Source organism: Hyphomicrobium sp. 01T421, assembly GCF_056398805.1.
The window spans coordinates 62,750-87,192 of the sequence record NZ_JBFTQC010000005.1; the positions used below are offsets into that span (position 1 = coordinate 62,750).

Annotated in this window: 26 protein-coding genes; 18 read left to right on the plus strand and 8 right to left on the minus strand. The window is 61.4% G+C overall.

Features of this window, described 5'->3' with window-relative positions; translation table 11 throughout:
• Nucleotides 1-13: 13 nt before the first annotated feature.
• Nucleotides 14-1,138, plus strand: a complete 1,125-nt coding sequence (locus AC1DK3_RS20430) for a hypothetical protein (RefSeq protein ID WP_477194075.1) — start codon at nt 14-16, stop codon at nt 1,136-1,138.
• A 42-nt stretch (nt 1,139-1,180) separates the two neighbouring features.
• Here AC1DK3_RS20430 and AC1DK3_RS20435 read toward each other — a convergent pair whose 3' ends face one another.
• The 5 genes from AC1DK3_RS20435 to tpiA all read right to left on the minus strand — a co-directional run bounded on the left by AC1DK3_RS20435 (nt 1,181) and on the right by tpiA (nt 5,654).
• Nucleotides 1,181-2,809, minus strand: coding sequence for a CTP synthase (locus tag AC1DK3_RS20435; RefSeq protein ID WP_477194076.1), 1,629 nt, complete (start codon nt 2,807-2,809; stop codon nt 1,181-1,183).
• Nucleotides 2,810-2,914: 105 nt separating this feature from the next.
• On the minus strand, nt 2,915-3,496 hold the full coding sequence (locus AC1DK3_RS20440; RefSeq protein WP_477194077.1) for a hypothetical protein: 582 nt from the start codon (nt 3,494-3,496) through the stop codon (nt 2,915-2,917).
• Between the two features lie 100 nt (nt 3,497-3,596).
• Nucleotides 3,597-3,980 carry a preprotein translocase subunit SecG gene (gene secG, locus AC1DK3_RS20445; RefSeq protein WP_477194078.1) on the minus strand — a complete coding sequence of 128 codons (384 nt, stop codon included), beginning with the start codon at nt 3,978-3,980 and terminating at the stop codon, nt 3,597-3,599.
• A 154-nt stretch (nt 3,981-4,134) separates the two neighbouring features.
• Nucleotides 4,135-4,878, minus strand: coding sequence for a hypothetical protein (locus AC1DK3_RS20450; RefSeq protein WP_477194079.1), 744 nt, complete (start codon nt 4,876-4,878; stop codon nt 4,135-4,137).
• Nucleotides 4,878-5,654, minus strand: coding sequence for a triose-phosphate isomerase (gene tpiA, locus AC1DK3_RS20455; protein ID WP_477194080.1), 777 nt, complete (start codon nt 5,652-5,654; stop codon nt 4,878-4,880). The genes AC1DK3_RS20450 and tpiA overlap by 1 nt, the downstream gene beginning before the upstream one ends.
• A 216-nt stretch (nt 5,655-5,870) precedes the next feature.
• Between tpiA and AC1DK3_RS20460 the strand changes: the two genes are divergently transcribed.
• Both AC1DK3_RS20460 and trpE read left to right on the plus strand, forming a co-directional pair.
• Entirely contained in the window at nt 5,871-7,760 is a 1,890-nt protein-coding gene (locus AC1DK3_RS20460; RefSeq protein ID WP_477194081.1) for a SurA N-terminal domain-containing protein, read from the plus strand.
• Nucleotides 7,761-7,824: 64 nt separating this feature from the next.
• Nucleotides 7,825-9,345: an anthranilate synthase component I gene (trpE, locus tag AC1DK3_RS20465; protein WP_477194209.1), complete on the plus strand. Its 1,521-nt coding sequence runs from the start codon at nt 7,825-7,827 to the stop codon at nt 9,343-9,345.
• Between the two features lie 17 nt (nt 9,346-9,362).
• On the opposite strand, the gene AC1DK3_RS20470 is transcribed toward trpE, so the two are convergent.
• Nucleotides 9,363-9,758: a hypothetical protein gene (locus AC1DK3_RS20470; RefSeq protein ID WP_477194082.1), complete on the minus strand. Its 396-nt coding sequence runs from the start codon at nt 9,756-9,758 to the stop codon at nt 9,363-9,365.
• A gap of 110 nt (nt 9,759-9,868) precedes the next feature.
• Between AC1DK3_RS20470 and AC1DK3_RS20475 the strand changes: the two genes are divergently transcribed.
• The 7 genes from AC1DK3_RS20475 (at nt 9,869) to AC1DK3_RS20505 (ending at nt 15,716) form a co-directional block, all read left to right on the plus strand.
• Nucleotides 9,869-10,381, plus strand: a complete 513-nt coding sequence (locus AC1DK3_RS20475) for a SixA phosphatase family protein (protein ID WP_477194083.1) — start codon at nt 9,869-9,871, stop codon at nt 10,379-10,381.
• 127 nt (nt 10,382-10,508) lie between these two features.
• The gene (locus AC1DK3_RS20480) at nt 10,509-11,105 is read left to right on the plus strand and encodes an anthranilate synthase component II (RefSeq protein ID WP_477194084.1); all 597 of its coding nucleotides are present in this window, start codon (nt 10,509-10,511) and stop codon (nt 11,103-11,105) included.
• Between the two features lie 66 nt (nt 11,106-11,171).
• Complete coding sequence (trpD, locus tag AC1DK3_RS20485; protein ID WP_477194210.1) at nt 11,172-12,170, plus strand: anthranilate phosphoribosyltransferase; 999 nt, start codon at nt 11,172-11,174, stop codon at nt 12,168-12,170.
• 3 nt (nt 12,171-12,173) lie between these two features.
• A complete protein-coding gene (trpC, locus tag AC1DK3_RS20490; RefSeq protein WP_477194085.1) occupies nt 12,174-12,977 on the plus strand; it encodes an indole-3-glycerol phosphate synthase TrpC in 804 nt (267 codons plus the stop codon).
• A complete protein-coding gene (gene moaC / locus AC1DK3_RS20495) occupies nt 12,974-13,450 on the plus strand; it encodes a cyclic pyranopterin monophosphate synthase MoaC (RefSeq protein ID WP_477194086.1) in 477 nt (158 codons plus the stop codon). The genes trpC and moaC overlap by 4 nt, the downstream gene beginning before the upstream one ends.
• An 84-nt stretch (nt 13,451-13,534) precedes the next feature.
• Nucleotides 13,535-14,746, plus strand: a complete 1,212-nt coding sequence (locus AC1DK3_RS20500; RefSeq protein ID WP_477194087.1) for a molybdopterin molybdotransferase MoeA — start codon at nt 13,535-13,537, stop codon at nt 14,744-14,746.
• A 130-nt stretch (nt 14,747-14,876) separates the two neighbouring features.
• Nucleotides 14,877-15,716 carry a transglutaminase-like domain-containing protein gene (locus AC1DK3_RS20505; protein WP_477194088.1) on the plus strand — a complete coding sequence of 280 codons (840 nt, stop codon included), beginning with the start codon at nt 14,877-14,879 and terminating at the stop codon, nt 15,714-15,716.
• A 24-nt stretch (nt 15,717-15,740) separates the two neighbouring features.
• Here AC1DK3_RS20505 and efp read toward each other — a convergent pair whose 3' ends face one another.
• The gene (efp, locus tag AC1DK3_RS20510) at nt 15,741-16,310 is read right to left on the minus strand and encodes an elongation factor P (protein ID WP_477194089.1); all 570 of its coding nucleotides are present in this window, start codon (nt 16,308-16,310) and stop codon (nt 15,741-15,743) included.
• A 151-nt stretch (nt 16,311-16,461) separates the two neighbouring features.
• Here efp and epmA point away from each other — a divergent pair, with 151 nt between their 5' ends.
• The 8 genes from epmA (at nt 16,462) to AC1DK3_RS20550 (ending at nt 23,807) form a co-directional block, all read left to right on the plus strand.
• Nucleotides 16,462-17,514, plus strand: a complete 1,053-nt coding sequence (epmA, locus tag AC1DK3_RS20515; RefSeq protein WP_477194090.1) for an EF-P lysine aminoacylase EpmA — start codon at nt 16,462-16,464, stop codon at nt 17,512-17,514.
• Between the two features lie 5 nt (nt 17,515-17,519).
• Entirely contained in the window at nt 17,520-18,020 is a 501-nt protein-coding gene (locus AC1DK3_RS20520) for a GFA family protein (protein ID WP_477194091.1), read from the plus strand.
• The gene (locus AC1DK3_RS20525) at nt 17,981-18,499 is read left to right on the plus strand and encodes a hypothetical protein (protein ID WP_477194092.1); all 519 of its coding nucleotides are present in this window, start codon (nt 17,981-17,983) and stop codon (nt 18,497-18,499) included. The genes AC1DK3_RS20520 and AC1DK3_RS20525 overlap by 40 nt, the downstream gene beginning before the upstream one ends.
• Nucleotides 18,496-19,563, plus strand: a complete 1,068-nt coding sequence (locus tag AC1DK3_RS20530; RefSeq protein ID WP_477194093.1) for a lysine-2,3-aminomutase-like protein — start codon at nt 18,496-18,498, stop codon at nt 19,561-19,563. The genes AC1DK3_RS20525 and AC1DK3_RS20530 overlap by 4 nt, the downstream gene beginning before the upstream one ends.
• Nucleotides 19,564-19,707: 144 nt before the next feature.
• Nucleotides 19,708-21,855, plus strand: a complete 2,148-nt coding sequence (locus AC1DK3_RS20535) for a molybdopterin-containing oxidoreductase family protein (RefSeq protein ID WP_477194094.1) — start codon at nt 19,708-19,710, stop codon at nt 21,853-21,855.
• Nucleotides 21,856-22,052: 197 nt separating this feature from the next.
• Entirely contained in the window at nt 22,053-22,439 is a 387-nt protein-coding gene (locus AC1DK3_RS20540) for a DUF3307 domain-containing protein (RefSeq protein WP_477194095.1), read from the plus strand.
• 172 nt (nt 22,440-22,611) lie between these two features.
• Nucleotides 22,612-23,169, plus strand: a complete 558-nt coding sequence (locus tag AC1DK3_RS20545) for a sigma-70 family RNA polymerase sigma factor (protein ID WP_477194096.1) — start codon at nt 22,612-22,614, stop codon at nt 23,167-23,169.
• Nucleotides 23,166-23,807: an NrsF family protein gene (locus AC1DK3_RS20550; protein ID WP_477194097.1), complete on the plus strand. Its 642-nt coding sequence runs from the start codon at nt 23,166-23,168 to the stop codon at nt 23,805-23,807. Before AC1DK3_RS20545 ends, AC1DK3_RS20550 begins: the two co-directional genes overlap by 4 nt.
• A gap of 21 nt (nt 23,808-23,828) precedes the next feature.
• Here the strand turns inward: AC1DK3_RS20550 and AC1DK3_RS20555 are convergent, their stop codons facing one another.
• On the minus strand, nt 23,829-24,374 hold the full coding sequence (locus tag AC1DK3_RS20555; protein WP_477194211.1) for a TetR/AcrR family transcriptional regulator: 546 nt from the start codon (nt 24,372-24,374) through the stop codon (nt 23,829-23,831).
• Between the last annotated feature and the right edge of the window lie 69 nt (nt 24,375-24,443).

The following is a 24,443-nucleotide window of genomic DNA, read 5'->3' on the forward strand; positions in this document are numbered from 1 at the left end:
ATCGGCGGTCACAATGATCGCGCTACCTCAAGGCAGCATCGCCCAGGCACAGCCGGCGGATCTCACTCAAAAGATCACCGAGTATCGCGAGAAACTCGCCGAATACACGAAGGCGCGCGCGGCCTATGAAGTGGTCGCGGGTCCTTACTGGGCGGCGATCGGGGAAAAGCGCGCCGAGCGTGCCGCCAAACGGCGCAACAAAGAACGAACGACGCTCGACGATTACGTTCTCGAGCAACCGCCCGTCTACTCAGGCCCGCCGAAACCTGAAGATCCGGAAAAGGGCCGCATCGGCGAAGAGTATATGCCGGTCGTCGCGGACTTCCTGAAGAACGCAGAAGAGCACTTCGGCTTTGTCCCGAAACGTCCCGCGGGCGATGATCAATACAGACATGCGTATGCGCAGCTCGCTTTGGCCGCCGGGCTGACGCCGGAACAGTGCGTGAAGATCTACGCGTTCGAATCGACCGGGAACGGCGGATACGACATTCAAGCAGGCCTGGAGTACGGCCTGCCGCACGAACGCGCGATCTCGACCGCGCTCGGCTATAACCAGCTCCTGGCAACCAACAGCATCTCACTCCTTGCGGAGGTCGGCGATAAATTCGTTGCGGCCTTGCGTGAGAAAGCTGAAGCGGCGGACGGCGAACGCCGCGCTGAGCTGCAGAAAAAAATCGCGACTCTGAAGAAGATGATCGCATTCAGCCATACCGTGCCCAACCAATGGAGCGAGCACGCCAAGCTCGCCGAAACTCCCAAGGGCCTCGGAATTCACGCGATCATTCTCGATATCGACATCAGCCCGCTATTGCAGGTCGAAAAGCTGCTGACGTCCGTCAACTATGCCAAGCGCCTAGGCTTTGCGAAGCCGCTAAAAGCCGCCGAACTCGAGATGATGAACCTGACGGGAGACGGCTCAGGCTTCGACATGGTCACGATGTCGGACGACATGAGGAAGAAAATCCCGACATCGAATTTCTTCCAGCGGCGGGGCTATGAACGCAACCAGATTGCAATCACGAACAACACGGTGGCTCAGCTCATCGCGGCGACCGACGCCAAAATGCAATCGGAAGCCCAGCTGAATGGAGCGCGCGCGCTGGCAGCTGCGTTCGAGGTCTTCAGCGAAACCCGCTGACGAAATCAGCCGAGGCGGCGCGCGCCTCGGCAAGACCAGAAACTAAACGAGCCGCGACTGCTCCACTGCGGCCGCGATGAAGCTCGCGAAGAGCGGATGCGGATCGAACGGCCGTGACTTCAGCTCGGGGTGATACTGCACGCCGATGAACCACGGATGGTCGGGATACTCGATCGTCTCGGGCAGAAGTCCGTCCGGCGATACGCCCGCAAACCTGAGCCCAGCGCGTTCGAGATCGGCGCGATAGCGCATGTTGACCTCGTAGCGATGGCGATGACGCTCCGAGATATGCGTCGAGTTATAGATCTTGGCGATGTGGCTGCCTTCGGCGAGAGACGCATCGTAGGCCCCGAGCCGCATCGTGCCGCCGAGCTGACCGTCCTGACGGCGCTGCTCGAGTTCGTTGCCGCGCATCCACTCCGTCATCATCGCGACGACGGGCTCGCTCGCTTCACCGAATTCGGTCGAGCTTGCGTCCTTGATGCCCGCCAAATTCCGCGCCGCTTCGAGACACGCCATCTGCATGCCGAAGCAAATTCCGAAATAGGGAACCCGACGCTCGCGCGCGAACTTCGCAGCGAGAATTTTGCCTTCCGAACCGCGCTCGCCGAAGCCGCCCGGCACCAGAATGCCGTTGAGGCCTTCGAGATAGGGTGCGGGGTCCTCGCGTTCGAAGATCTCGCTCTCGATCCATTCGAGCTTGACCTTGACGCGATTGGCAAGACCGCCGTGAACGAGGGCCTCGTTCAACGACTTATACGCGTCCTTGAGACCGGTATATTTGCCGACGATCGCGATCGTCACTTCGCCTTCGGGCTGCGCGATACCGCGCGAGATCGTTTCCCAGCGAATGAGATCGGGCTTCGGCGCGCCGGTGATCCCGAACGCGGCAAGGACCTCGCGATCGAGCCCCTCGCGGTGATAGGCGAGCGGCACATCGTAGATCGACGCAACGTCGAGCGCCTGGATAACGGCCTCGGGGCGCACGTTGCAGAACAGCGCGATCTTCTTGCGCTCTCCGACCGGAATTTCGCGATCCGACCGGCACAGCAGAATGTCGGGTTGAATGCCGATGGAGCGTAGTTCTTTGACGGAGTGCTGCGTCGGCTTGGTCTTGAGCTCACCCGCCGACGGAATGTACGGCATCAACGTCAGATGGATGAATACGGATGCCCCGCGCGGAAGCTCGTTGCCGAGCTGCCGGATGGCTTCGAAGAACGGCAGGCCTTCGATGTCGCCGACCGTGCCGCCGATCTCGACCAGCACGAAGTCGACATCCTCGTTGCCTGACAGGACGAAGTTCTTGATCGCGTCGGTCACGTGCGGAATGACCTGCACGGTTCCGCCGAGATAGTCGCCTCGTCGTTCCTTGGCGAGAATGTCCTGATAGATGCGCCCCGTCGTGACGTTGTCCGACTGTTTCGCCGGAACGCCAGTGAAGCGCTCATAATGACCAAGGTCGAGGTCCGTCTCCGCACCGTCGTCGGTGACGAACACTTCGCCGTGTTGATAGGGGCTCATGGTCCCGGGATCGACATTCAGGTAGGGATCAAGTTTCTTGAGCCGTACTGAATAGCCGCGCGCTTGGAGAAGCGCGCCAAGGGCTGCGGACGCGAGGCCTTTGCCGAGGGAGGAGACCACGCCGCCGGTTATGAAGATATACCGCTGCATGGGCCTTGGTTCTGGCACAGCCGACCCCGGATTCGGAAGCGGCTTTTTTGCACCTTCACCAAACGAAAACGTCGCAAGGCTCAGACCGGGACGGAAGTCGGCCCCTTAAAGGGGTCTGCCGCACTGCTGAGAAACCTCTTGCGTTGCAGCAGCCTGCACGTCCGGAGCCACTGTTTCAGTGGCAAGTTGCGCTTTGAGCGCGTCTGCCGTCTCACGCGTGTTGCGCGCCGCCGGTGCGAGCCCGTCGCGACCATAGGTAACGTCGATCGCGACGATGCGCAGATCGGTCGGCTTGATGGTGACCTGTTGACCCTTCTCGCTCATCTTCGTCTTTCCGCACTTGAATGACGTCTGCGCGAGCGTCGATGTGAACGTCTTCTGATGCTGCTGGGCGCCGTAGTCAGCGGCGGCGGCCAAGGCAATTTTCTCGAGCCGGTCGGACGGCGTTCCCGGAGAACCCGCCGCCGAAACGTGAATGCTGCCATCCGAATTGGCGGAAATGCTGTATCCGGCAGGCGCGAACAAATTCGCGGCCTGATAATTGGTGACCGACCCCGTCGTCAGATCACCGAGCGTGGCGCCGCAACCGCCGAATTGAAGAAGCGCTCCGGCGCTCACGACAAGCGCGGACAAACGCGATGCGTGGCGGCAGAAGCGCCCACGCCGGATCGACCTGAAGTCAGCCATGACAGTCCCCCATTTGTTCCCATTTTTGCAGGGAACAGGCTGGGGGTCCAGCCGCCCGGGGCCTTAGACCCCGGTAGCGCACATGATTCCTGGCTATCGACTACTGATTCTGAGGGACGAGTGGCGCACGGGGCGCGTCGAGCTTGTCCAGGATGCCGCCACGTCCGGGCTCTCCCTTCGGGGCTTCTCCGCCGGCTGCCGGAACCTGCGTTCCGCTGGCCGGAGCCTTCACGCCATCGAACACCGACCCGCGCGGAGCGTTGTGATTGGCGAGGATCGTCAGCAAAATGCTCGTTGCGAAGAAAGCCGCAGCAAGGCCCGCAGTCGTCCGCGTCAACAGGTTGGCCGTTCCGCGTCCCGTCAGGAAGCCGCCGCCACCACCGCCGCCGATGCCGAGCGCACCGCCCTCGGATTTCTGCAAAAGCACAACAGCGACAAGCGCCGTGGCGATCATCAAATGGATAACGAGCAGTACGGTGGCCATAGAATTTGATCCGGATTGAGCGGGCAGCAAGCCCAGCAAGCGTGCGCCTATACACTAGCCTGTCGCGATGAACCAGCCCCGATGACCGGCTTTTGCGATGGTCGTTCAGCCGCGAACGTTAACCCGCTTTACTTCGGGAGGGTTTTGAGCGCGTTCAAGGTTCCGAGTGCGGCAAAACCACCGTTTCCCCGAAGCCGAACGACGGCAACGAGGGTTCCGGCACGAAGGACGGATGAGCGTCGGACGCCGTCTCGGCCGGCCGCGGGTCCCCGCGATAGGCGTCATGGACGATGACAGGCGGCGCGGGAGCCGGCGTTTCCTGAGAGACCTTCGGCTTCGCGGGCTTAGCGGGCCCGGACTTAGAAGGCCCGGGCTTAGAAGAATCGTCGTTCTCGGCCTTCGGCTCAGCCGGCTTTGCTTTCTTGTGCGTTCCCTTTTTCGGCCCGTCCTTTTGGAGCGCGTCCTTTTTCGCTGGCGAAGCAGATTTCTGCGAGCCTGCCTTCTCCGAACCGGGCTTCGGCGGGTCGTGCGCGACAGGCGCGGTCGGATCGGCGTCGGAATTGAGCTCGATGCGCGCCGCCGCTTCGCTCGCCCGTTCCGCCTCGGCCGAAAGCTTGGCGTCGCGGCAGCCGAATTTCACCTGCTCGTCGAGTTGAATGAAATGCTCGATCTCGCGCAGCCGGTCCGCCGGCAGATTGGCCTTCGCCCATTGCGGGCCTTTGCTCATGTCGTCGAGAATACCCGACGCGCGGAACTTGATCTGCTCCAGCCTGAGCGCGGTGCATGTCTCGGGATCGACCTTAGGCTGCGTCGCCCATGCATTGTATGAAGTACCGATCGGCGCGCAAAAAAGCGGCGCGAGTGCCAGAGCGACAGCGTGGCGAAAAGGTAGAGGCATCACGGATTCTCGTATGCGCGAACTATGGCGAGAAAATCGCTTGCCTTGAGGCTCGCACCGCCGACGAGCGCGCCATTGACGTTTTCAACAGACATTAGCGTCGCCGCATTGTCGGGCTTGACCGAACCGCCATAGAGAATCCGCATGTGCGCGCCTTCCGGTCCGATGAGATCCACGAGATCCCTCCGAATGGCAGCATGTACGATTTTAACATCGTCGGGCGTCGGCGTAAGCCCCGTGCCGATCGCCCAGACCGGCTCATAGGCGACGGCCGTATCGACCGCAGTTGACGCCTTGGGCATCGATCCCTTGAGTTGCCGCGACACCACATCGAGCGTCGCACCGGCGGCGCGCTCTTCCTGAGTTTCGCCGATACATACAATCGCGACGAGCCCGGCCCGGTGCGCAGCTTCCGCCTTCGCCCTCACCTGCTCGCTCGTTTCACCATGATCCGCGCGACGCTCCGAATGGCCGACGATCACGGCCGACGCACCCGCGTCCTTCAGCATCTCGGCCGAAATGTCGCCGGTATGAGCGCCGCTCGCTTTGGCGTGACAATCCTGCCCGGCGAGCAATACGGGACGTTCCCCGAGGCCCGACGCAAATCCGGCGATAAGCGTCGCAGGAGGGGCAATCATCACATCGGCCGCGACGGACGCCAGCGGACCGAGAAGGGCGTCACCGACGGCCTGAACCTCGCCGAAGTTCGCCTTCAGGCCGTTCATCTTCCAATTTCCAGCAACCAGAGGCCGAATTTCGCGCCGATGATTCACCATCCCGTCCCTCTTTTTGCGGACGCGAACACGCTTTTCGAGCGCCCGCCGTCGTGAACACTCCGTAACCTCTTCCCGGTCGCCCTTGCAATCCGAAACGGCCTGCGCTTCATATCACGCCATCGCCCTGTTCGAGGGCGCGGTTCGTCATCTGAAGCTCGTTGACCTTACGCCCTCCCGCGGCAGCGTCACGCTTCCATCAACGGGACGTCTTTACCTATGCTCGAAGCTCTAAGACGCGGCGCCCAGACGCGGGTCGCCAAGCTGCTGTTCGGATTGCTCGTGCTGAGCTTCGGCATCTGGGGCGTCCATGACGTGTTCCGCGGCTGGGGCCGAGGAGCCGTCGCCCATGTCGGCAGCACCGCCATTTCGGACGAAGAGTTTCGCCGCGCCTATCAGAACGAGCTCGACCGGGTTTCTCAGCAGGCTCGCCAGCGAATCACCGCTGAGCAGGGCCGCGCGTTCGGTCTCGACAAAAGAGTTCTAGCCCAGCTCATCAGCGGCGCAGCGGTCGAAGCGCATGGCCAGCAGCTCGGTCTCGCCCTCTCCGACCAGACGCTCGTCGACGGCATCCAGTCCGATCCCGACTTCCAGATCGACGGCAAATTCTCGAAGCCGAATTTCGACGCCCTGCTCCGCCAGATCGGGATGACCGAACGCGGCTTCCTGGACCTCCGCCGCAAGGATGAGCTGAGAGCCGCGATCATCAGATCGCTCGTGACCGGCCAGACCGTGCCGAAACCGCTCTTCGATCTCATGCACGCCTACAATGACGAGAAGCGCGTCATCGAGTGGGTCAAGATCGATCCAGAAGCTGTCACCGTCGCTGAAGCGACGGATGAAAAGCTCAAGGAGCTCTACGACAAGGACAAGTCGAAATACATGACGCCCGAGTACCGCAAGGTGCAGGTGCTGACGCTCAGTGTCGATGACTTGAAGAACCACGTCACGATCACTGACGAAGATATCGAGAAGTCCTACGAAGCGACCAAAGAGACCTACAACAAGCCCGAGGAGCGGCGCATTCAGCAGATCGCCTTCAAGGACAAGGCGACGGCGGAAGCGGCCCTCAAAGATCTCCGCGACGGCAAGAAGTCCTTCGGCGACGTCGCGAAGGAAGCCGGCGCCAAGGATACCGACGTCGACCTCGGCTTGGTGACGAAGAAATCCCTGATCGACCCGAAGATCGCCGATGTCGCCTTCTCGCTCGAAAAGGACAAATATTCCGACGTCGTCGAAGGCCGCTTCGCGACGGTCATCCTGCGCGTCACGCAAATCGATCCGGGCATCACCCGCACATTGGCCGACGTCAAGGATCAGGTGCGCGATAAGCTCGCGACTGAAAAAGCCAAGTCCGAGCTGCAGAACAAGCACGACGAAATCGAAGACAACCGCATCGCCGGCAAAACATTGACGGAGATCGCGGAGGCATCGAAGCTCGCCTTCAAGGAAATCCCGGCAACGGACGCAACCGGTCTTTCGCCTGAAGGCAAGCCCGTGATGGAAACACCCGACCTCCGCAAGATCGTCACTCGCGCATTCGCTCCCGACAACAGCTCGGACGACACGGCAATCGAGCTTTCGGACGGCGGTTATGCCTGGATCAACGTTCTGTCGAACGATGCCCCGAAGCAGAAGCCGTTCGACACGGTCAAGGATCAAGTAAAGGACAACTATATCGCGTCCGAGCGTCACCGCCTGCTCGAAGAGCTGGCAAAGAAGCTCGTAGATCGCGTCAACGCCGGTGAGCCGATGACGGCGCTCGAAGCCGAAGCGAAAAATAAAGTCGAGAAGACCGACCCGCTGACGCGCAAGACCATACCGCAGAGCCTTTCGGATGCCGTCGTCGCACAGGCGTTTGCATTAGCTAAGGGCAAAGGGAGCCATGGCGCGTCGCCCGACCAGACGACGGCAGTCGTCTTCCGTGTTGCCGATGTCATCGCGGCGCCCGAAGCCTCCCTCACCGAAACGGATCAGTTGATGCGTCAGCTCAATGCCGAACTCGCAAACCAGTCGCTCACCGAATACACGGAAGCGCTCAAAAAGCGCCTCGGCACCACGGTGAATGCGGCGGAGATGAATGCCGCTCTCGGCCTCAGCGAAGAGTGAGAGCAACGTGACCGCCTCAACGGCAGCGCCGGCATCGGCCAATTCTGACACGACACGAGCGGATATCTTCCCCGCGATCGATCAGTTCGCAAAAATCTACGATGACGGCACGGCCCAGGTCGTCTGGACGCGCCTCATCGCAGATCTCGAAACGCCGGTGTCCGCCTACTTGAAGCTCGGCGAGCGTCGCGCCATGAGCTTCCTGTTGGAATCGGTCGAAGGCGGGTCGGCACGCGGACGCTATTCCGTCATCGGCTTCGCGCCGGACTTGATCTGGAGAGCGAACGGCAACACGGCGGAAATCAATCGAACTCCGGACACCAGTCCCGAAGCGTTTACGCCCGACGACAACCAGGCTTTGGAATCGCTGCGCAAGCTTCTGGCCGATAGCGCGATCTCTCTGCCTGAGGCCTTGCCGCCAATGGCGGCCGGCATTTTCGGCTATATGGGCTACGACACGGTTCGGCTGATCGAAAAACTGCCCGAGATGAAACCGGACGCCCTCGGCGTTCCGGATGCCATCCTGATTCGGCCGACGCTGATGCTCATCTTCGACAACGTCAAGGATGAGATGACGCTCGTGACGCCGGTCCGGCCACGCGAGAACGTCTCCGCCGCCGACGCCTACGGCGAAGCGCTCGCGCGCATCGACAAGACGATTCATGCTCTCGAGACGCCGCTACCGCTCGCTTCTTCGGCGCCTCAGCCAAACCACGCGCTTCCCGAGCCGCAATCGAACACCACGCCCGCCGACTACATGGCGATGGTCACGAAGGCGAAGGAATACATCAAAGCCGGCGACATCTTTCAGGTCGTGCTTTCGCAGCGTTTCTCCGCGCCGTTTGCACTTCCCTCATTCGCGCTCTATCGCGCGTTGCGGCGGCTCAATCCGTCGCCGTTTCTGTTCCATCTCGATTTCGGCAGCTTCCAGCTCGTCGGATCGTCGCCCGAAATTCTCGTCCGCGCGCGCGACGGCGTCGTCACCATCCGGCCCATCGCCGGCACCGCAACCCGCGGCGCGACCGACGCGGAAGACAAGGCGTTGGCAGCGAAGCTCCTCGCCGATCCCAAGGAGCGCTCCGAGCATCTGATGCTGCTCGACCTCGGCCGCAACGACGTCGGACGCGTCTCCGAACCCGGCAGCGTTACCGTCACCGATAAATTCGTCATCGAACGCTACAGCCACGTCATGCACATCGTTTCGAATGTGATCGGCAAGCTGGACGAAAAAAATCACGATGCGATCGACGCCCTGATGGCGGGCTTCCCCGCAGGCACGGTATCGGGTGCGCCGAAGGTGCGCGCCATGGAGATCATCGCCGAATTCGAAAAGGCGAAACGCGGCCCCTATGCGGGCTGCGTCGGCTATTTCTCGGCGAATGGCGAGATGGACACCTGCATCGTTCTGCGCACGGCAATCCTGAAGGACGGCATGATCCATGTGCAGGCGGGCGCCGGCATCGTGCACGACAGCATCCCCGAAAACGAACAGCAGGAATGCATCAATAAGGCGAAAGCCGTGGTGCGTGCCGCCGAAGAAGCCGTTCGCTTCGCCTCGCGCTCATCCAACGTCGCTCGATCGTAGACCGGCGCGCGCGCCACTCAGCGAACCTTCGTCGTCTCGGCGCGCCAGCGCTTTGCCCATGCTCGCTGCCATGGCGACCATTTCGGCCGCCACAAAAGGCTGATGACACTGTGCCAGACTGCGTAGATCGGTAACCAGAAGAGTACGCGGACCGGCAAGACACCGAGCGCGAACGCCACGCGCTGTATACGTTTCGATGCCGCGACCCCGTATTTCTGACTGCGCGCCTTCACCCACGCCCGGACCGTCTCCTGGCCGAGAACGCGCTCGGCGACACGCAGCGCAATGAACGCCACGACCGCGAACGGCAGCAGCAACCACAACACGATCCATAGAAGTTGCGTGAAAACCCACCAGACAATGCTGATGAGAATGGCAAGAATCCAAAAAAACGGCGCCAGTAGATAATCCATTGCGGATGGACCTTGTCATCACGCCAGCGCGAATCTATGGCCTATCGCTTAACGGCATCGATGACCTGCTGTAAGGTCTCTTCGTCCCGCAACGCCAGCCCAAGGCCAGAATGCTTTCTCTTGCCCTCCTCCGCCACGCGAAATCAAGCTGGGACGCGAAGGACATCGACGATTTGGACCGCGCCTTGAATGACCGGGGGCGCGCCGCCGCGCCGGTCATGGGAGGCGTTCTGAAGGAACTCCAATTCGCCCCCGAGCAGATCCTTTGCTCCCCCGCCAAGCGGACCCGCGAGACGCTGTCGCTGATCACTTCATACGTCAAAGACGCCGAGGTCACATTCGACGATCAGTTGTATCTAACGGGCCCGGACACTTTATTAGCGCGCCTGAAGACCGTTCCCGTCGGCATCAAGCGCGTATTGATGATCGGTCACAACCCGGGAATGCATGGCCTCGCCCTGATGCTGGCAGGCACGGGCGACGCCAAGTCGATATCGCGTTTGGAAGATAAGTTTCCGACCGCCGCCCTGGCGACCTTTACCTTCCCGCAAGTCACCTGGCGCGATTTGACACCCGCCTCCGGTCACCTCGAGGCCTTTATCACGCCACGCGACCGCAGCTGAAACGCCGAAACGCCGTCCCGCGTTGAAACAAGCGGTCTGGGGGCCATATTTTCCGTGTCGCGGTGCGTCCGGGGTCTGCTAGAAGGGCGTTGTCCGCTATGATACGCGCGGCAGACTAAGGGCCAATATGCTGATCCTGATCGATAACTACGATAGCTTCACCTACAATCTCGTCCATTATCTGGGTGAGCTTGGCGCCGAAAGCGTCGTCATTCGCAACGACAAGGTTTCAGCCGACGAAGTGCTCGCGAAGAAGCCGCAAGCGATCGTCCTGTCGCCGGGTCCGTGCACGCCGAACGAAGCCGGTGTCTGCCTCGACCTCATCAAGAAAGCCGGCCCCACGATCCCGCTGCTTGGCGTCTGCCTCGGCCATCAGGCGATCGGACAAGCCTACGGCGGCGACGTCATTCGCGCCCCATCTCCGATGCACGGGAAGCTGTCGACGATCTCCAACACCGGCAAAGGCATCTTCAAGGATCTGCCGAAACACTTCGAGATCACACGCTATCATTCGCTCATCGTCGACCGCGCGACGCTTCCCGATTGCCTGGAGGTCACGGCCGAAACCGACGATGGAATCATCATGGGGCTGCAGCACAAGACGCACCCCGTCCACGGCGTTCAGTTCCATCCTGAAAGCATCGCCTCCGAGCAAGGGCACGCGCTCCTTGCCAATTTTCTTTCGCTCGCAGGCTTCACGCCGAAAAGCCGTAAGGCGGCCTGAACCGTGACAAGCACTGTGACAACCACCGCAACCGTCGCCAATCCGGCCCGCGAACTGAAGCATCTGATGAATCGCATCGCCGAAGGGGAAACCCTCGGCGACGAGGGCATGCAGCAAGCGCTCGATCTTCTGATGTCCGGCATCGCCCCGCCTGTCGCCATGGGCGCATTCCTGATGGGCGTTCGCGTTCGCGGCGAAACGACGGAAGAAATCACGGGCGCCGCCAAGTTCGTGCGTGGCCGGATGACGACGGTCGATGCCCCGCCCGGCGCCATCGACATCGTCGGTACCGGCGGCGATAGCAGCGGCACTTACAATATTTCGACTGCTGCAACGTTCGTTGCAGCCGGAGCCGGCGCGATCGTCGCCAAGCACGGCAACCGGGCCGTGACCTCGCTCTCCGGCGCCTCCGACGTCCTCTCCGCACTCGGCGTCAAACTCGACGTTCCGCCCGTCATCGTCTCACAGGCGATTGCCGACGCGGGAGTGGGCTTCCTTTGGGCGCCGCTCTATCATCCAACATTCAAGATGTGGGCGCCGATCCGCGCTGACCTCGGCCTCCGAACGATCTTCAATCTGCTCGGACCTCTCTGCAGTCCGGCGCGCGTGACGCGTCAGGTCCTCGGCGTCTATGACAGGAAGCTCGTCGAACCGATCGCCGAAGTTCTCCGCCAGCTCGGCTCAACTCATGCATGGGTTGTCCACGGCGCCGACGGCATGGACGAACTGACGACGACGGGCGTGACCCACGTCGCCGAATTGAAGGACGGCGATATCTTCGCCTTCGATCTGACGCCCGAAGATGCGGGTCTCGAACGTGCGAGCATCGAAGCACTGAAGGGTGGCGATGCAGCCACCAACGCGGCTGCCATTCACGCGCTTCTCCAGGGCGAAACGGGCCCTTATCGCGACATCGTCGTTCTGAATACAGCCGCAGCACTCATCGTCGCCGGCAAGGCCGACGGGCTGCCGGATGGAATCGCGAAAGCCGAATTGTCTATCGATAGCGGCCGCGCCGCACGCGCGCTCGACCGACTGGTCGCCGTCACCAACGAACGAGTTTAAGAGATGGCCGACATCCTCGACAAAATCACCGCCTATAAGCGCGAAGAGGTCGCGCGCGCCAAAACGCTGAAGCCGCTGCGCGTCATTGCCGAGTATGCACGCTCGGCGCCGAAGGTCCGCTCGTTCGCCGGCGCCATCGAAGCGAAGCTTCAGAATAAGCAACCCGCGCTGATCGCCGAAATCAAAAAGGCATCGCCTTCGAAAGGCCTGATCCGCGCCGACTTCGATCCGCCGGCCCTCGCCAAAGCCTATGAAGCGGGCGGCGCCGCGTGTCTTTCGGTGCTGACCGACCGCCCGTCCTTTCAGGGCGCACCCGAGTTCTTGACGGCAGCGCGCGAGGCGACGTCGCTTCCCGTATTGCGCAAGGACTTCATGATCGACACCTATCAAGTCGCAGAAGCCCGCGCCTGGGGCGCAGACTGCATCCTGATCATCCTCGCGGAGGTCGACGATGCGACGGCTCACGATCTCGCGGCCGCTGCACAGGACTGGGGCATGGATGCCATCGCCGAAGTCCACGACAGAGAGGAACTGGAACGCGCGCTGAAACTCGATTGCCGCCTCATCGGCATCAACAATCGCAACCTCAAGACCTTTGATGTGAAACTCGAGACCACGGAACAGCTCGCCCCGCGGATTCCCGCCGGCAGAATTGTCGTCGGCGAAAGCGGCATCTTCACGAGCACCGACATCGCGCGCCTCTCCAAAATTGGCGTCGGCACGTTCCTCGTCGGCGAAAGCCTGATGCGGCAAGCTGATGTGACCGCCGCGACGAAGGCCCTGCTCCAACCGGTGGCCCTGTCATGAGCAAGCTCTCCCACATCAACGAAAAGGGCGAAGCCCGGATGGTCGATGTCTCGGAAAAGTCCGTCACGGCGCGCCGTGCTGTGGCCGAGGGCTTTGTCGCGATGCGGCCCGCCACGTTGGAACTCATTGAGAAGGGCGAGGCGCACAAAGGCGACGTGATCGGCACCGCGCGCCTCGCTGGCATCATGGCAGCCAAGCGCACCCACGAGCTTATCCCCCTTTGCCACCCGCTCCAGCTCACCAAAGCAACTGTCGACTTCGAGCTCTCCCAGGACCCGCCCGGCGTCCGCGTGTGGGCTGAGGTAAAGGTTTCGAGCCAAACGGGCGTCGAGATGGAGGCATTGACGGCCGTGTCGGTCGCCTGCCTGACGCTCTACGACATGCTCAAAGCCGCCGACAAATCGATGACGATCAACGGCGTCCGCCTGATCGCGAAGGACGGCGGCAAATCGGGTGTCTACCGTGCCGGCTAGAGCGTTTTCAGGCGAAGTGGACACCGGTTCGCCTGAAGAAAACGCGATGAAAAAAGACTCGCGTTCCGGAGGCGCCTGACGCCAATGTCACTGCTGCCCGTCGCCGAGGCGCTGAAGCGCATTTTGGGTGTCGCGACGACCCTGGAGAGCGAAACCGTTCACCTGCTCCAGGCGCGAGGCCGTACGCTTGCGGCACCGGTCATTTCCAAGCTTGATAATCCGCCGTTCGATGCCTCCGCGATGGACGGCTACGCCGTGCGCGCGGACGACGTTGCGAGCGTTCCCGCGTCGCTCACAGTAATCGGAGAGGCTGGCGCAGGCCGTCCCTTCACGGGTGCACTCGACAAAGGCGAAGCCGTCCGCATCTTCACAGGCGGCCGCATACCGGAAGGCGCCGATGCCATCGTCATTCAGGAAAATGTCGACGCATCGGGAAAAGCGATCACCGTGCGCGAGACCGCGGCCCGCGGCGCCAACATCAGACCCAAAGGCGAGGACTTCAGGACCGACGATATCCTTCTTGAAGCAGGGCGATGCCTGACAGCACGCGACGTGCTGATCGGCGCGTCGTCGGGTCATGCCGAGCTTCCGGTCGTGCGCAAACCGGTCGTCGCCATCATATCGACGGGCGATGAGCTTGTGCCCCCTGGAAATCCCCTCGGACCGGGCCAGATTTCTGCTTCCAATGCCTACGGCCTTGCGGCCGTCGTTGAAGCCGCTGGCGCAGAAGCCCGCTTTCTCGGAATTGCACGCGATACCTTCGCGTCCCTCGACGACCGTATCGCGGCCTCCAATGGCGCCGACATCCTGGTGACGAGCGGCGGCGCATCCGTCGGCGATCACGATCTCGTCCGGCCGGCGCTCGAAAAGGCAGGTGCGAAGCTTGATTTCTATAAAATCGCGATGCGCCCTGGGAAGCCGCTGTTCTTCGGATCGCGCATCCCGAACGGCAAGACGCAATTCTGCCTGGGCCTGCCCGGAAATCCGGTTTCCGCTATGATCTGCGCACGGGTATTTCTCGTGCCGCTCATCGGCCGGCTGCTCGGACGGGAAACCCCGTTCCAAGCGGTGACAGCCGTGCTAGCCGAACCCCTGCCCGCCAACGGCCCCCGTGAACACTACATGCGCGGACGATTGGATACGAGCGAGGTCCCCCCGCGCGTCGTGGCCTTCAAAAGTCAGGACAGCGGTCTGATCAAATCCTTGCAGCGTGCGGATTGTCTCGTCGTAATCCCGGCAGACGCGCCCGCTCAGCCCGTTGGCGCCACGGTGAAAGTGCTGAAGCTCGATATCTGATGGTTTAATAGGCACACGTCCCAATCGGACACCGGCATTCCTCAAAATCCGGGCGATTTCATCTCTCTCGGGAACATTCGAGCCGAGCGTCGCGTTTTTCGGGCTCATCTGTTGGACCGAGGCGCCGTATATGCTTATTCACGTTGGTTACGACATCGGTCTGCAATTTCAAGCGCCGACGCCACTTCTATTGCTTCTCGACGTTCATCCGAGTCGCCGCCGCGACATCATCTATGAAAGCGCGCTGAACGTTCCTGACATCCCCATCGAGCGCGGACTCGATCTCTATGGAAACCGGACGCAACGGCTCGTCGCGCCCGCTGGTCATCTGAAGCTCAGCTATCGTGCTGTCGTTCGCGATCCCGGCGTTCTCGAAGAAACGCCGCTCAACGCCCGCGAAATTCCGATACCCGACCTTCCGAACTACGCGATGCACTTCTTGGGCGGCAGCCGCTACTGCGAAACCGACGAACTGACGCCGATCGCGTGGCAGCTCTTCGGCAACGTTTCCCCCGGATACGCGCGCGTCAAAGCCATCTGCGAATTCGTTCACAACCACATCAAGTTTGATTATCAGGCCGCCCGCTCAACACGCACGGCGGAGGAAGCCTATAAGGAGGGAACCGGCGTCTGCCGCGACTTCGCGCATCTCGCCATCGCCTTCTGCCGCTGCCTGAACATTCCGGCGGCATACGTCAACGGCTTCCTCGGAGACATCGGCGTGCCTCCCGATCCGGCGCCAATGGACTTCAGCGCTTGGTTCGAAGCCTACATCGACCATCGCTGGGTGACATTCGACGCCCGCCACAACGCGCCGCGAACCGGCCGCGTCGTCATCGCGCGCGGACGCGACGCCGCCGACGTGGCCATGATCACGTCGTTCGGTCAGCACTATCTGGCTGAATTCAAAGTCGTATGTGAAGAAGTCGCCCCGCAACGCGCGGAGCAACTGACGTCTCACGCGGCCTGATATCGATAGGCCGAACCCGTCGAATTAGTCCTTCGCGCGTTCGACGTAAGAGCCGTCAGCCGTCATGACGACGACACGCGTACCGGCGCCGATGTGCGGCGGCACCATCACGCGAGCGCCGTTCGAAAGCTTCGCGGGCTTATAGGACGATGAAGCTGTCTGGCCCTTGACGACGGGGTCGGCTTCGACGATTTCAAACGTCACGCGCTGCGGCAGTTCGATGGAAATCGGGTTGCCTTCATGCAGCGATACGAGGCACGTCATGCCTTCCTGCAGCCACTGACCCTGATCGCCGACGACGTCCTTGTTGATGGCGATCTGGTCGAAGGTCTCGGGCTGCATGAAGTTGTAGCCCATGTCGTCCTCGTAGAGAAAATTGTAGTCCTTTTCATCGAGATAGGCGCGCTCGACCTGGTCGGTCGTGCGGTAACGCTCGACAAGCTTCACGCCGTCAGCGATGCGGCGCAGTTCGAGATGGGTTACGGGGGTGCCCTTGCCCGGATGGATATTTTCCGCGCTCATCACGACGGCAAGCCTGCCATCGAGATCGAGCACGTTGCCTTTACGAACCGAGCTTGCAATAACCTTCACCACGTAACGTCTCCGATCTCAAAATTCATGCGCTACGGCCGCCACATGGGCGGCCGGCCGGCGGAAGCCTTCAGGGATTCTGTCGCGTCTCATACCCGCTTAGTCAGTTGCCGCCAAGTGCGGCACCCCTGTGCTTAACCCTCAATTTGTCAGCATGTCGCAACTTTCCTCCTGGTGGAGACCTGATCGCCATGCCGACCGCAGGCCTTTTCTCATTGGCCGGGGCCGGATCAAGTCCGCGATAAGAAGTTGGTTTCTTTCGCAAGGGTTCCTCGAAGTCGAACCGGGCCTGTTGCAGGTTTCACCCGGCAACGAGACACATCTGCACGCCTTCAGGACCGAGCTTATCGGAACCGATCTCACGCGCCGGGACCTCTATCTCCACACCTCGCCCGAGTTCGCGATGAAGAAGATCTTGGCGGCCGGCGAGACGAAGATTTTCGCTTTCGCCCCAGTCTTTCGCAACCGCGAGCGGGGCAGCCTGCATTCGCCCGAATTCACGATGCTGGAATGGTACCGGGCGAACGAGCCGTACGAAACTTTGTGGGCGGATTGCCAGGCGATCCTCGATATCGCCGCGGAGACGACGGGGCGCACAGAGTGGTCGTTTCGCGGCAAGCCGTGCGATATGACCAAACGCTACGACTGGACGACGCTTTATCAGGCGTTTGCTCAGTTTGCCGAAATTCCGCTGCACAAGACGACGAGCGCAACGTCGGTCGATCGTGCCAAGCTTGCAGACTTCGCGAAAGCCAAAGGCATTCGCGTCGGCGAGGACGACACTTGGTCGGATATTTTCAGCCGCGTACTGGTTGAAAAGATCGAGCCGGGACTTGGACTCTACCGGCCGGAAATCCTGTGCGAGTATCCGATAGCGGAAGCCGCGCTGGCCCGGCCGAGCGCTGAGGATCCGGCAGTTGCCGAGCGCTTCGAGCTTTACGTCTGTGGTGTTGAGCTGGCGAACGGCTTCGGCGAATTGACGGACGCCGCCGAACAGCGCCGCCGCTTCGAAACCTGGATGGCCGACAAGCAGCGCATATACGGCGAACACTATCCGCTGGATGAGGATTTCCTCGCAGCACTCGCCGAGATGCCACCGGCTTCCGGCTGCGCTCTCGGCTTCGACCGGCTGGTGATGTTGGCGACCGGCGCCGAACGCGTCGATCAAGTGATCTGGACGCCTATGGCAGACGCGGAAAGGAGCTAGTGACGATGCCCACGAGCGACAAGCAAACCGGCGGATGCCAGTGCGGAGCAATCCGTTTTCGTATCGAGGGAACACTCGGCGATGCCTCCGTGTGCCACTGCCGGATGTGCCAGAAGGCATTCGGCGCCCTTTATGCTCCTCTGGTAAGCGTACGTGATGCAAAACTCGTTTGGACACGAGGAACCCCGGCGAAATTCCAGTCGTCGAACGCCGTGTCGCGTGGCTTCTGCGCCAACTGCGGTACGCCGCTCACCTATGAAGCACCCGACGGCGTGGCGATCGCCGTCGGAGCCTTCGACAATCCGGCGGAGATCGTGCCGAAAGTGCAGTGGGGCGTCGAAGCCAAGCTCCCGTTTGCGGACACCATTCCGGGCCTTCCGCAGCATGATACGCTTGCGGACGCGAACGCGGCGCCATTTCTGAAGACGCTCGTTTCCCATCAGCACCCGGATCACGACACTGACTCTTGGCCAGTGACGCAAAACGAACCGAGGACAAGCAAGTGATAAACAACCCGGTCGACCGCGTTGCCCGCAAGCAATTTGCAATCGCGATCAGGCGTCTAGTGGCTGGCCAAATCACAAATGATGAATTCGACGACGCCGTACCGCAGTCACGCGATCCCGCCGTCTGTGCCATTTTCTGGGTAATGTGGATGACTTACAGTGATCTTAGAACGCACAAATTGATTGGTCGCCATAGGTTGAAAGCAGAAGGCCGTCACATCGTCGCGAGACTTCTTCTCTTCCTTTATTCCGATTTGCCCTACGGATGGCCCGAGATTAAACACCCGAACCATTTTCTTTTTCCCCGAAAATGGCGGACCATTTTGATGTCGCTCGGATTTGGGAAAGGCTGGCAGGCGCGGAAGGATGGGTACCTCAAGGCCCGCGATCATACCCTGTGGCCCTTTCTTGATTCCTCGTCGTACACACACAGTTTGGCAAACCCAATGCTGCTTGGTGGCACGAACCGCGACCGATGACGCGTAATGTTTCACTTAGATCCGCCGCCGAAGTAATTCGTAGTGGCTTTGCTCCTGAAAGTGCACGAGACGGGCTTGTTCGTGTCGAGGCGCGCTACGCCATTGCGGTCACACCCGTCATCGCCAACCTGATCGATCCGAACGACCCTAACGACCCGATTGCTCGCCAATTCATCCCCAGCGCTGAAGAACTCGAAACGCATCCGCGCGAAGAAGCCGATCCGATCGGAGACAACCTCAAGAGCCCAGCGCCCGGCATCGTGCACCGGTACGCGGATCGCGTGCTGCTGAAGATCGCGAGCGTCTGTCCCGTCTATTGCCGCTTCTGCTTCCGCCGCGAAATGGTCGGACCGAGCAACGGCGAAGCCCTTTCAGCCGCCGACCTTGCATCCGCTCTCGACTACATCGCCGCAAATCCCAAAATCTGGGAAGTCATCCTGACGGGAGGCGATCCCTTCATCCTCTCTCCGCGCCGCATCGAGGACGTCACCGCAGCATTGACTGCGATCCCTCACGTCAAAATCTTGCGCTGGCACACGCGCGTCCCAGTCGCAGACCCCACCCGCATAACGGACGATCTTATCGCTGCACTGAAAGCGACGACGAAAACCGTCTTCGTCGGAATTCACACGAACCACGCGCGCGAGCTTGAAGGACCCGCAAGCGATGCCATCGCCCGGCTGGTCGACGCTGGCATTCCGCTCGTCAGCCAGACCGTGCTGCTGAAAGGCGTCAACGATAACGTCGACGCGCTCGAAGCTCTGATGCGCCGCCTCGTCGAGTTACGCGTAAAGCCGTACTATCTCCATCACGGCGACCTCGCGCCCGGCACCGCGCACTTTCGAACGACCATCGCCGAAGGCCGAGCATTGATGGCCGAATTGCGCCAGCGCATCTCCGGGCTAGCGCTCCCGACGTACGTGCTCGACCTGCCGGGCGCCTTCGGCAAGGTCCCGATCGAGCGGCACGCCACGACGGCGGACGACGGTGTCAATGTTTTCACCGACCGCGAAGGCAGGACGCACCGCTACGAAGATGCGTGCGCCGCCCCCGACGTGCCCTGATTGCCGTAGACCGGCAGGCACCATGCCCGGCCATGAGCTGACCGGCTCACAATCTGTTCTTTCGATTGGACGCATCGCGGTTTCGATGCCAGATTGTCACAGCAGAACAGGTCGTTAAACGACCGGCATCGACTGGAGGGATGAATGAACGACCAACCGCCTCGCGAAAAGTTTTTCGGCGCCTGTCCGCACGATTGCCCGGACACTTGCGCGATGATCTACGAAGTCCAGGATGGCCGGCTCGTCGAGGTGCGCGGCAACAAAGAACATCCCATCACGCGCGGCGGCTTGTGCGTGAAGCTCAAGGACTTCGCCGAGCACCACGTCAACCCGGACCGGCTGATGTATCCGCTCCGCCGCGTCGGCCCGAAGGGTTCGGGACCGAATGGCGGCAACGTTTTCGAGCGCATCACCTGGGACGAAGCGATCTCCGAGATCGGCACCCGCTGGCGCGAAATCATCGCAACGCACGGCGCGCAGGCGATCATGCCGCAAAGCTATCTCGGCAACATGGGCCTCGTGCAGGGCATCAACTCAGGCGATCCGTTCTTCAATCGTCTCGGCTCGACCGTCAACGAGAAGACCTACTGCACGTCGGGCTCGTCGACGGCTTGGCTTCTGACACATGGTCCAACGGGCGGCGTCGATCCGGAAAGCTTCGTACACAGCAAGTACATCGTGATCTGGGCCTGCAATTCGATCTCGACGAACCTGCATCATTGGCCTTTCGTGCTCGAAGCGCAGAAGCGCGGCGCCAAGGTCGTCGTCGTCGATCCCTACAAATCCCGCACGGCGAAGGCCGCCGACTGGCACATCTGCCCCAAGCCCGGCACCGACGGAGCGCTGGCTCTCGGCATCATCAATTCGATGGTCGAGCAGGGACTGATCGACCAGGACTACGTCGACAATTACACGCAAGGCTTCCCTGAACTCAAAGCTCGCGCAGCCGAATTCACCCTCGAATACGTCGAGCAGGTCACCGGCGTTAAGGCTGCCGACGTCACCAAGTTCGCCCGCGAATTCGCGACCTCGCAACCGTCCGCTATCCGCATCGGCGTCGCGATCGAACGCTCGGCCGGCGGCGCGCAAGCTGCCCGTGCCGTTTACGCAATTCCGGCGGTCTGCGGGTCGTGGCGTCACGTCGGCGGCGGCATGCTTCAGTTGCCGCTGTGGGACTTCCCAGTCGATTGGGTGAAGGCCGCACGGCCCGACTGGATCAAGCCCGGCACGCGCGTCGTCAACAATCTCCGGCTCGGCCAAGCGCTGAACGGGGAGATGAAGCTCGATCCGCCGATCAAGAGCATGTTCGTCTTCTGCACCAACCCAGTCAGTCAGTCGCCCGAGACCAACAAGATCGTCGAAGGACTATTGCGGGAAGACCTGTTCACGGTCGTTGCCGAGCACTTCATCACGGACACGGCGAAATATGCCGACATCATCCTGCCGTCCGCCATGGCGGGCGAAGCCGAAGACATGATGTGGTCCTGGGGCCACTTCTATTTCACGTACAATGAGAAGGCCATCGACCCGCCCGGCGAATGCAAGCCGACGAGCGACATGTGGCGGTTGCTCGCCAAGGAGATGGGCTTCGACGACCCGGTCTTCAAAATGACCGACAGCGAGCTTTGCGCCGAATACATCAACTGGACCGACCCCAAGATGGGCGGCGTCGACATGGAGTACTTCAAGAAGCACGGGTACTACAAAATCGATGTCGGCTCCGCGGATACGCGCACGCCGCACAGCGAGGGCAAGTTCCCGACTCCATCGGGCAAAGTCGAACTGCTGCTGCACGACGCGAAGAACTTCGTCGCCGGGCCGTTCCGCGCCATGTACGACGGCGGACAAGACGGCACGCCGATTGATCCGCTGCCCGGCTACGTGCCGGTTCGTGAATCGCCGGAGACCAACCCGGAACTGGCAAAGCGCTTTCCGCTGAACATCATCTCGCCGAAGAGCCACGCCTTCCTGAACTCGTGCTACGCCAACGAGCCGCACAAGATCAGAATCCAAGGCGAGCAGTTCGTGATGATTTCGCCGGTCGATGCCGCCAAGCGCAACATCCGCGAAGGCGACCCGGTGCGCGTGCAGAATGAGCGCGGCGACTTCGAAGGCGTCGCGCGTGTGACGGACGACGTCACGCCCGGCATCGTCGTTGCGACGCTCGGCTATTGGCGGTCCCTCAACCGGTCTGACGGGTCCGTCAACTCCATCTCGTCGGACGCGTGGAGCGGCCTCGGCCGGGCACCGACGTTCTCGGACAATCTGGTCGAGGTTCAGCGCGTGAACTGAGGCGGCGCAACCGCCGCCGTCGACGAAGCTCTGAGGTCTGCACGGCCAAGGTTGTGCAGACCTCTTGTTCCCTAGGTGACATCCTGCGGGGCTACATTGCGCTATAACCGGCCCGGGGAAGTAGGGTTGACGATCCGACATGAGCCTCCGGGGCGTCCGGGCGCTCCGGTCGTCCGCCAGGCAGGCGATGGAAGCTCATGTCACCCGTTCACGCGGCGCTCGCCGCGATCACATATCTGCTCGTCAAGCACGCGGTCGCCGACTTCATCCTCCAGACGGACCAGATCTTCCGCCAGAAGGGATCCTACGGCGCGCCCGGCGGACTGTGGCACGCGCTCATCCATATCCTATTGACGGGGCCTGTCTTTTTGCTTTTCCCAGGCGGCGGTCCAGGCCTCGCGGCGGTGCTTCTCGCGGGGGAATTCGTCGTTCACTATCATATCGACTGGACGAAAGAGCAGATCGTCCGCCGCGAAGGGTGGACGCCGAAGGTCAAATATTTCTGGTGGGCACTCGGCATTGACCAGCTGCTGCACGGCCTCACCTACGTCGCCATCCTTTGGATTTGGCTCCCCGCCGCTTAACCGGCACCTTCTAACAGGCCTTTATGCCCATCTTGCGCAACATGTCGCGGCTCTGCCATATGCGGCGGGGCAAACGGACGGGCGCGCCAATCCGCACACCCCGTTAATATTATTCCACGCGCAACGTAACATTTCGCCGTCCGCCACCGAAGACAACTGAGAAGGCGTGAATTTGGACCGAAAGGCTCGAGACGCTGAATGGACGGCCTTGATGCGCGCCGCAATCGCGGGCGATCAGGCCGCCTATCGCCGGCTGCTCTCCGAGCTTTCACAGGTGTTGAGAGGCGTCGTTCGCCGGGGCTTCGCAGGCGTTGGCGTGCCGGCGAGCGACGTGGAGGACGTGGTGCAGGACGTGCTGCTCGCAATCCATTTGAAAAGACATACATGGGACCAGGCATTGCCGCTCGGGCCTTGGGTGATGGCCATTGTGCGCAACAAGATGATCGACAATCTGCGGCGTCGCGGCCGGCGGCCCGAAGTTCCGGTGGATCTGAGCGAATTCGACTTCGAAGGTGAGGACCAGCAGGCCTCCATCGATGCCCATGACGTGGTGCGGGTTCTCGGTCGCCTCTCCGACAAGAATCGCGACATTGTCCAGTCGATGAGCATCGACGGCCAATCGGCGCGTGATGTCGCCGAGCGGCTTGGAATGAGTGAAGTAGCCGTTCGCGTTGCCTTGCATCGGAGCCTGAAGACACTCGCCGATACCTATCAAGAGAAGAAACTATGAAGACCGACGACCTCATCAACGCCATTGCCGCCGATGCCAAAAGCGTCGAGCCGCCGATTGCCCAGACGGTCGCGATAGCGGTCGGCGTAGGCGCATTGATCTCGGCCCTGCTCTTTCTCTCTGTGCTCGGCGTCCGGGACAATTTCTCGGAATCGATGACGTCCTCGCTTCGCTTCGTCTTCAAGTTCGTGCTGACGCTGAGCCTCGCAATTCCCGCCTACGTTCTCGTCCGCGGATTGGCACGGCCGGATTTCCAGCCTGGACAGAAACTGTGGTTGCTGGCGCTCGCTCCGGCGCTGCTTTTGATCGGCGTTGGGCTCGAACTTCTCTCGGTGCCGTCTGACGAATGGCACGCGCGGATGATCGGCCACAATTCGGTAGCGTGCCTCATCGTCATCCCGCTTCTGTCGCTGGCGCCGCTAGCTGCGGTTCTTTACGCGCTTCGCTGCGGCGCGCCGGCCAACCCGGCGATTGCAGGCGCCGTGGGCGGATTGCTTTCGGCAGGTATCGCAGCAACGCTCTATGCCAGCCACTGCCCTGACGACAGCCCCCTGTTTCTCGCGGCTTGGTACACGATCGGCATCGTTTTGATGACCGGTCTCGGCGCGCTGATCGGATCGCGCATTCTGCGCTGGTGAGAACCGCAGCGGACCGGCCCATTACTTTGGTCGAACGAGCTTGGCCATAAGCGCATCGAGCAGTAATTCGCTCGAGGCCTTGATTTCAGCAACAGGCGTGCCTTGCATGAGCAGGGTCACGACTCCGTGGGAGGCCGCCCAGATCGTCCGTGCCGCCGTGTCGGCATCAGTCGTCAAGCGGCCTTCGATTGCCAAGCGCTCGACGATCGCCCGCATAATGACGAAAGCCTCTTGGCTCGCGCTCGGATCGGACCGCGTGCTCTCGATCACCAGCCGGAACAGTTTGGGGCGTTCGAGGGCGAATGCGATCCAACCATTCCAACCGCGCTTCAGATCGGCCATGGCATCCGTCGTCTGACGGTTGGCCCGCTTATGCGCGATGAACGTTTCGACGCCCCGGGCGACGACGGCGCGCAGCAAACCATCTTTGTCACCGAAGTGATGATACAGCGTCGGCGCAGTCACCCCCGCAGCCTGACAAACCGCGCGCGTCGTGATGGCTTCGATGCCGTCTTTTTCCAGAAGACCGGCAGCAGCGATCAGAATCTGCTCTTCGGTCGCGATCATCACTTTCACGTTAGTGGCCTTGCAGGTTTCTATAGCGGCGCTATATTGGGGCTATAACAACGCTATAGA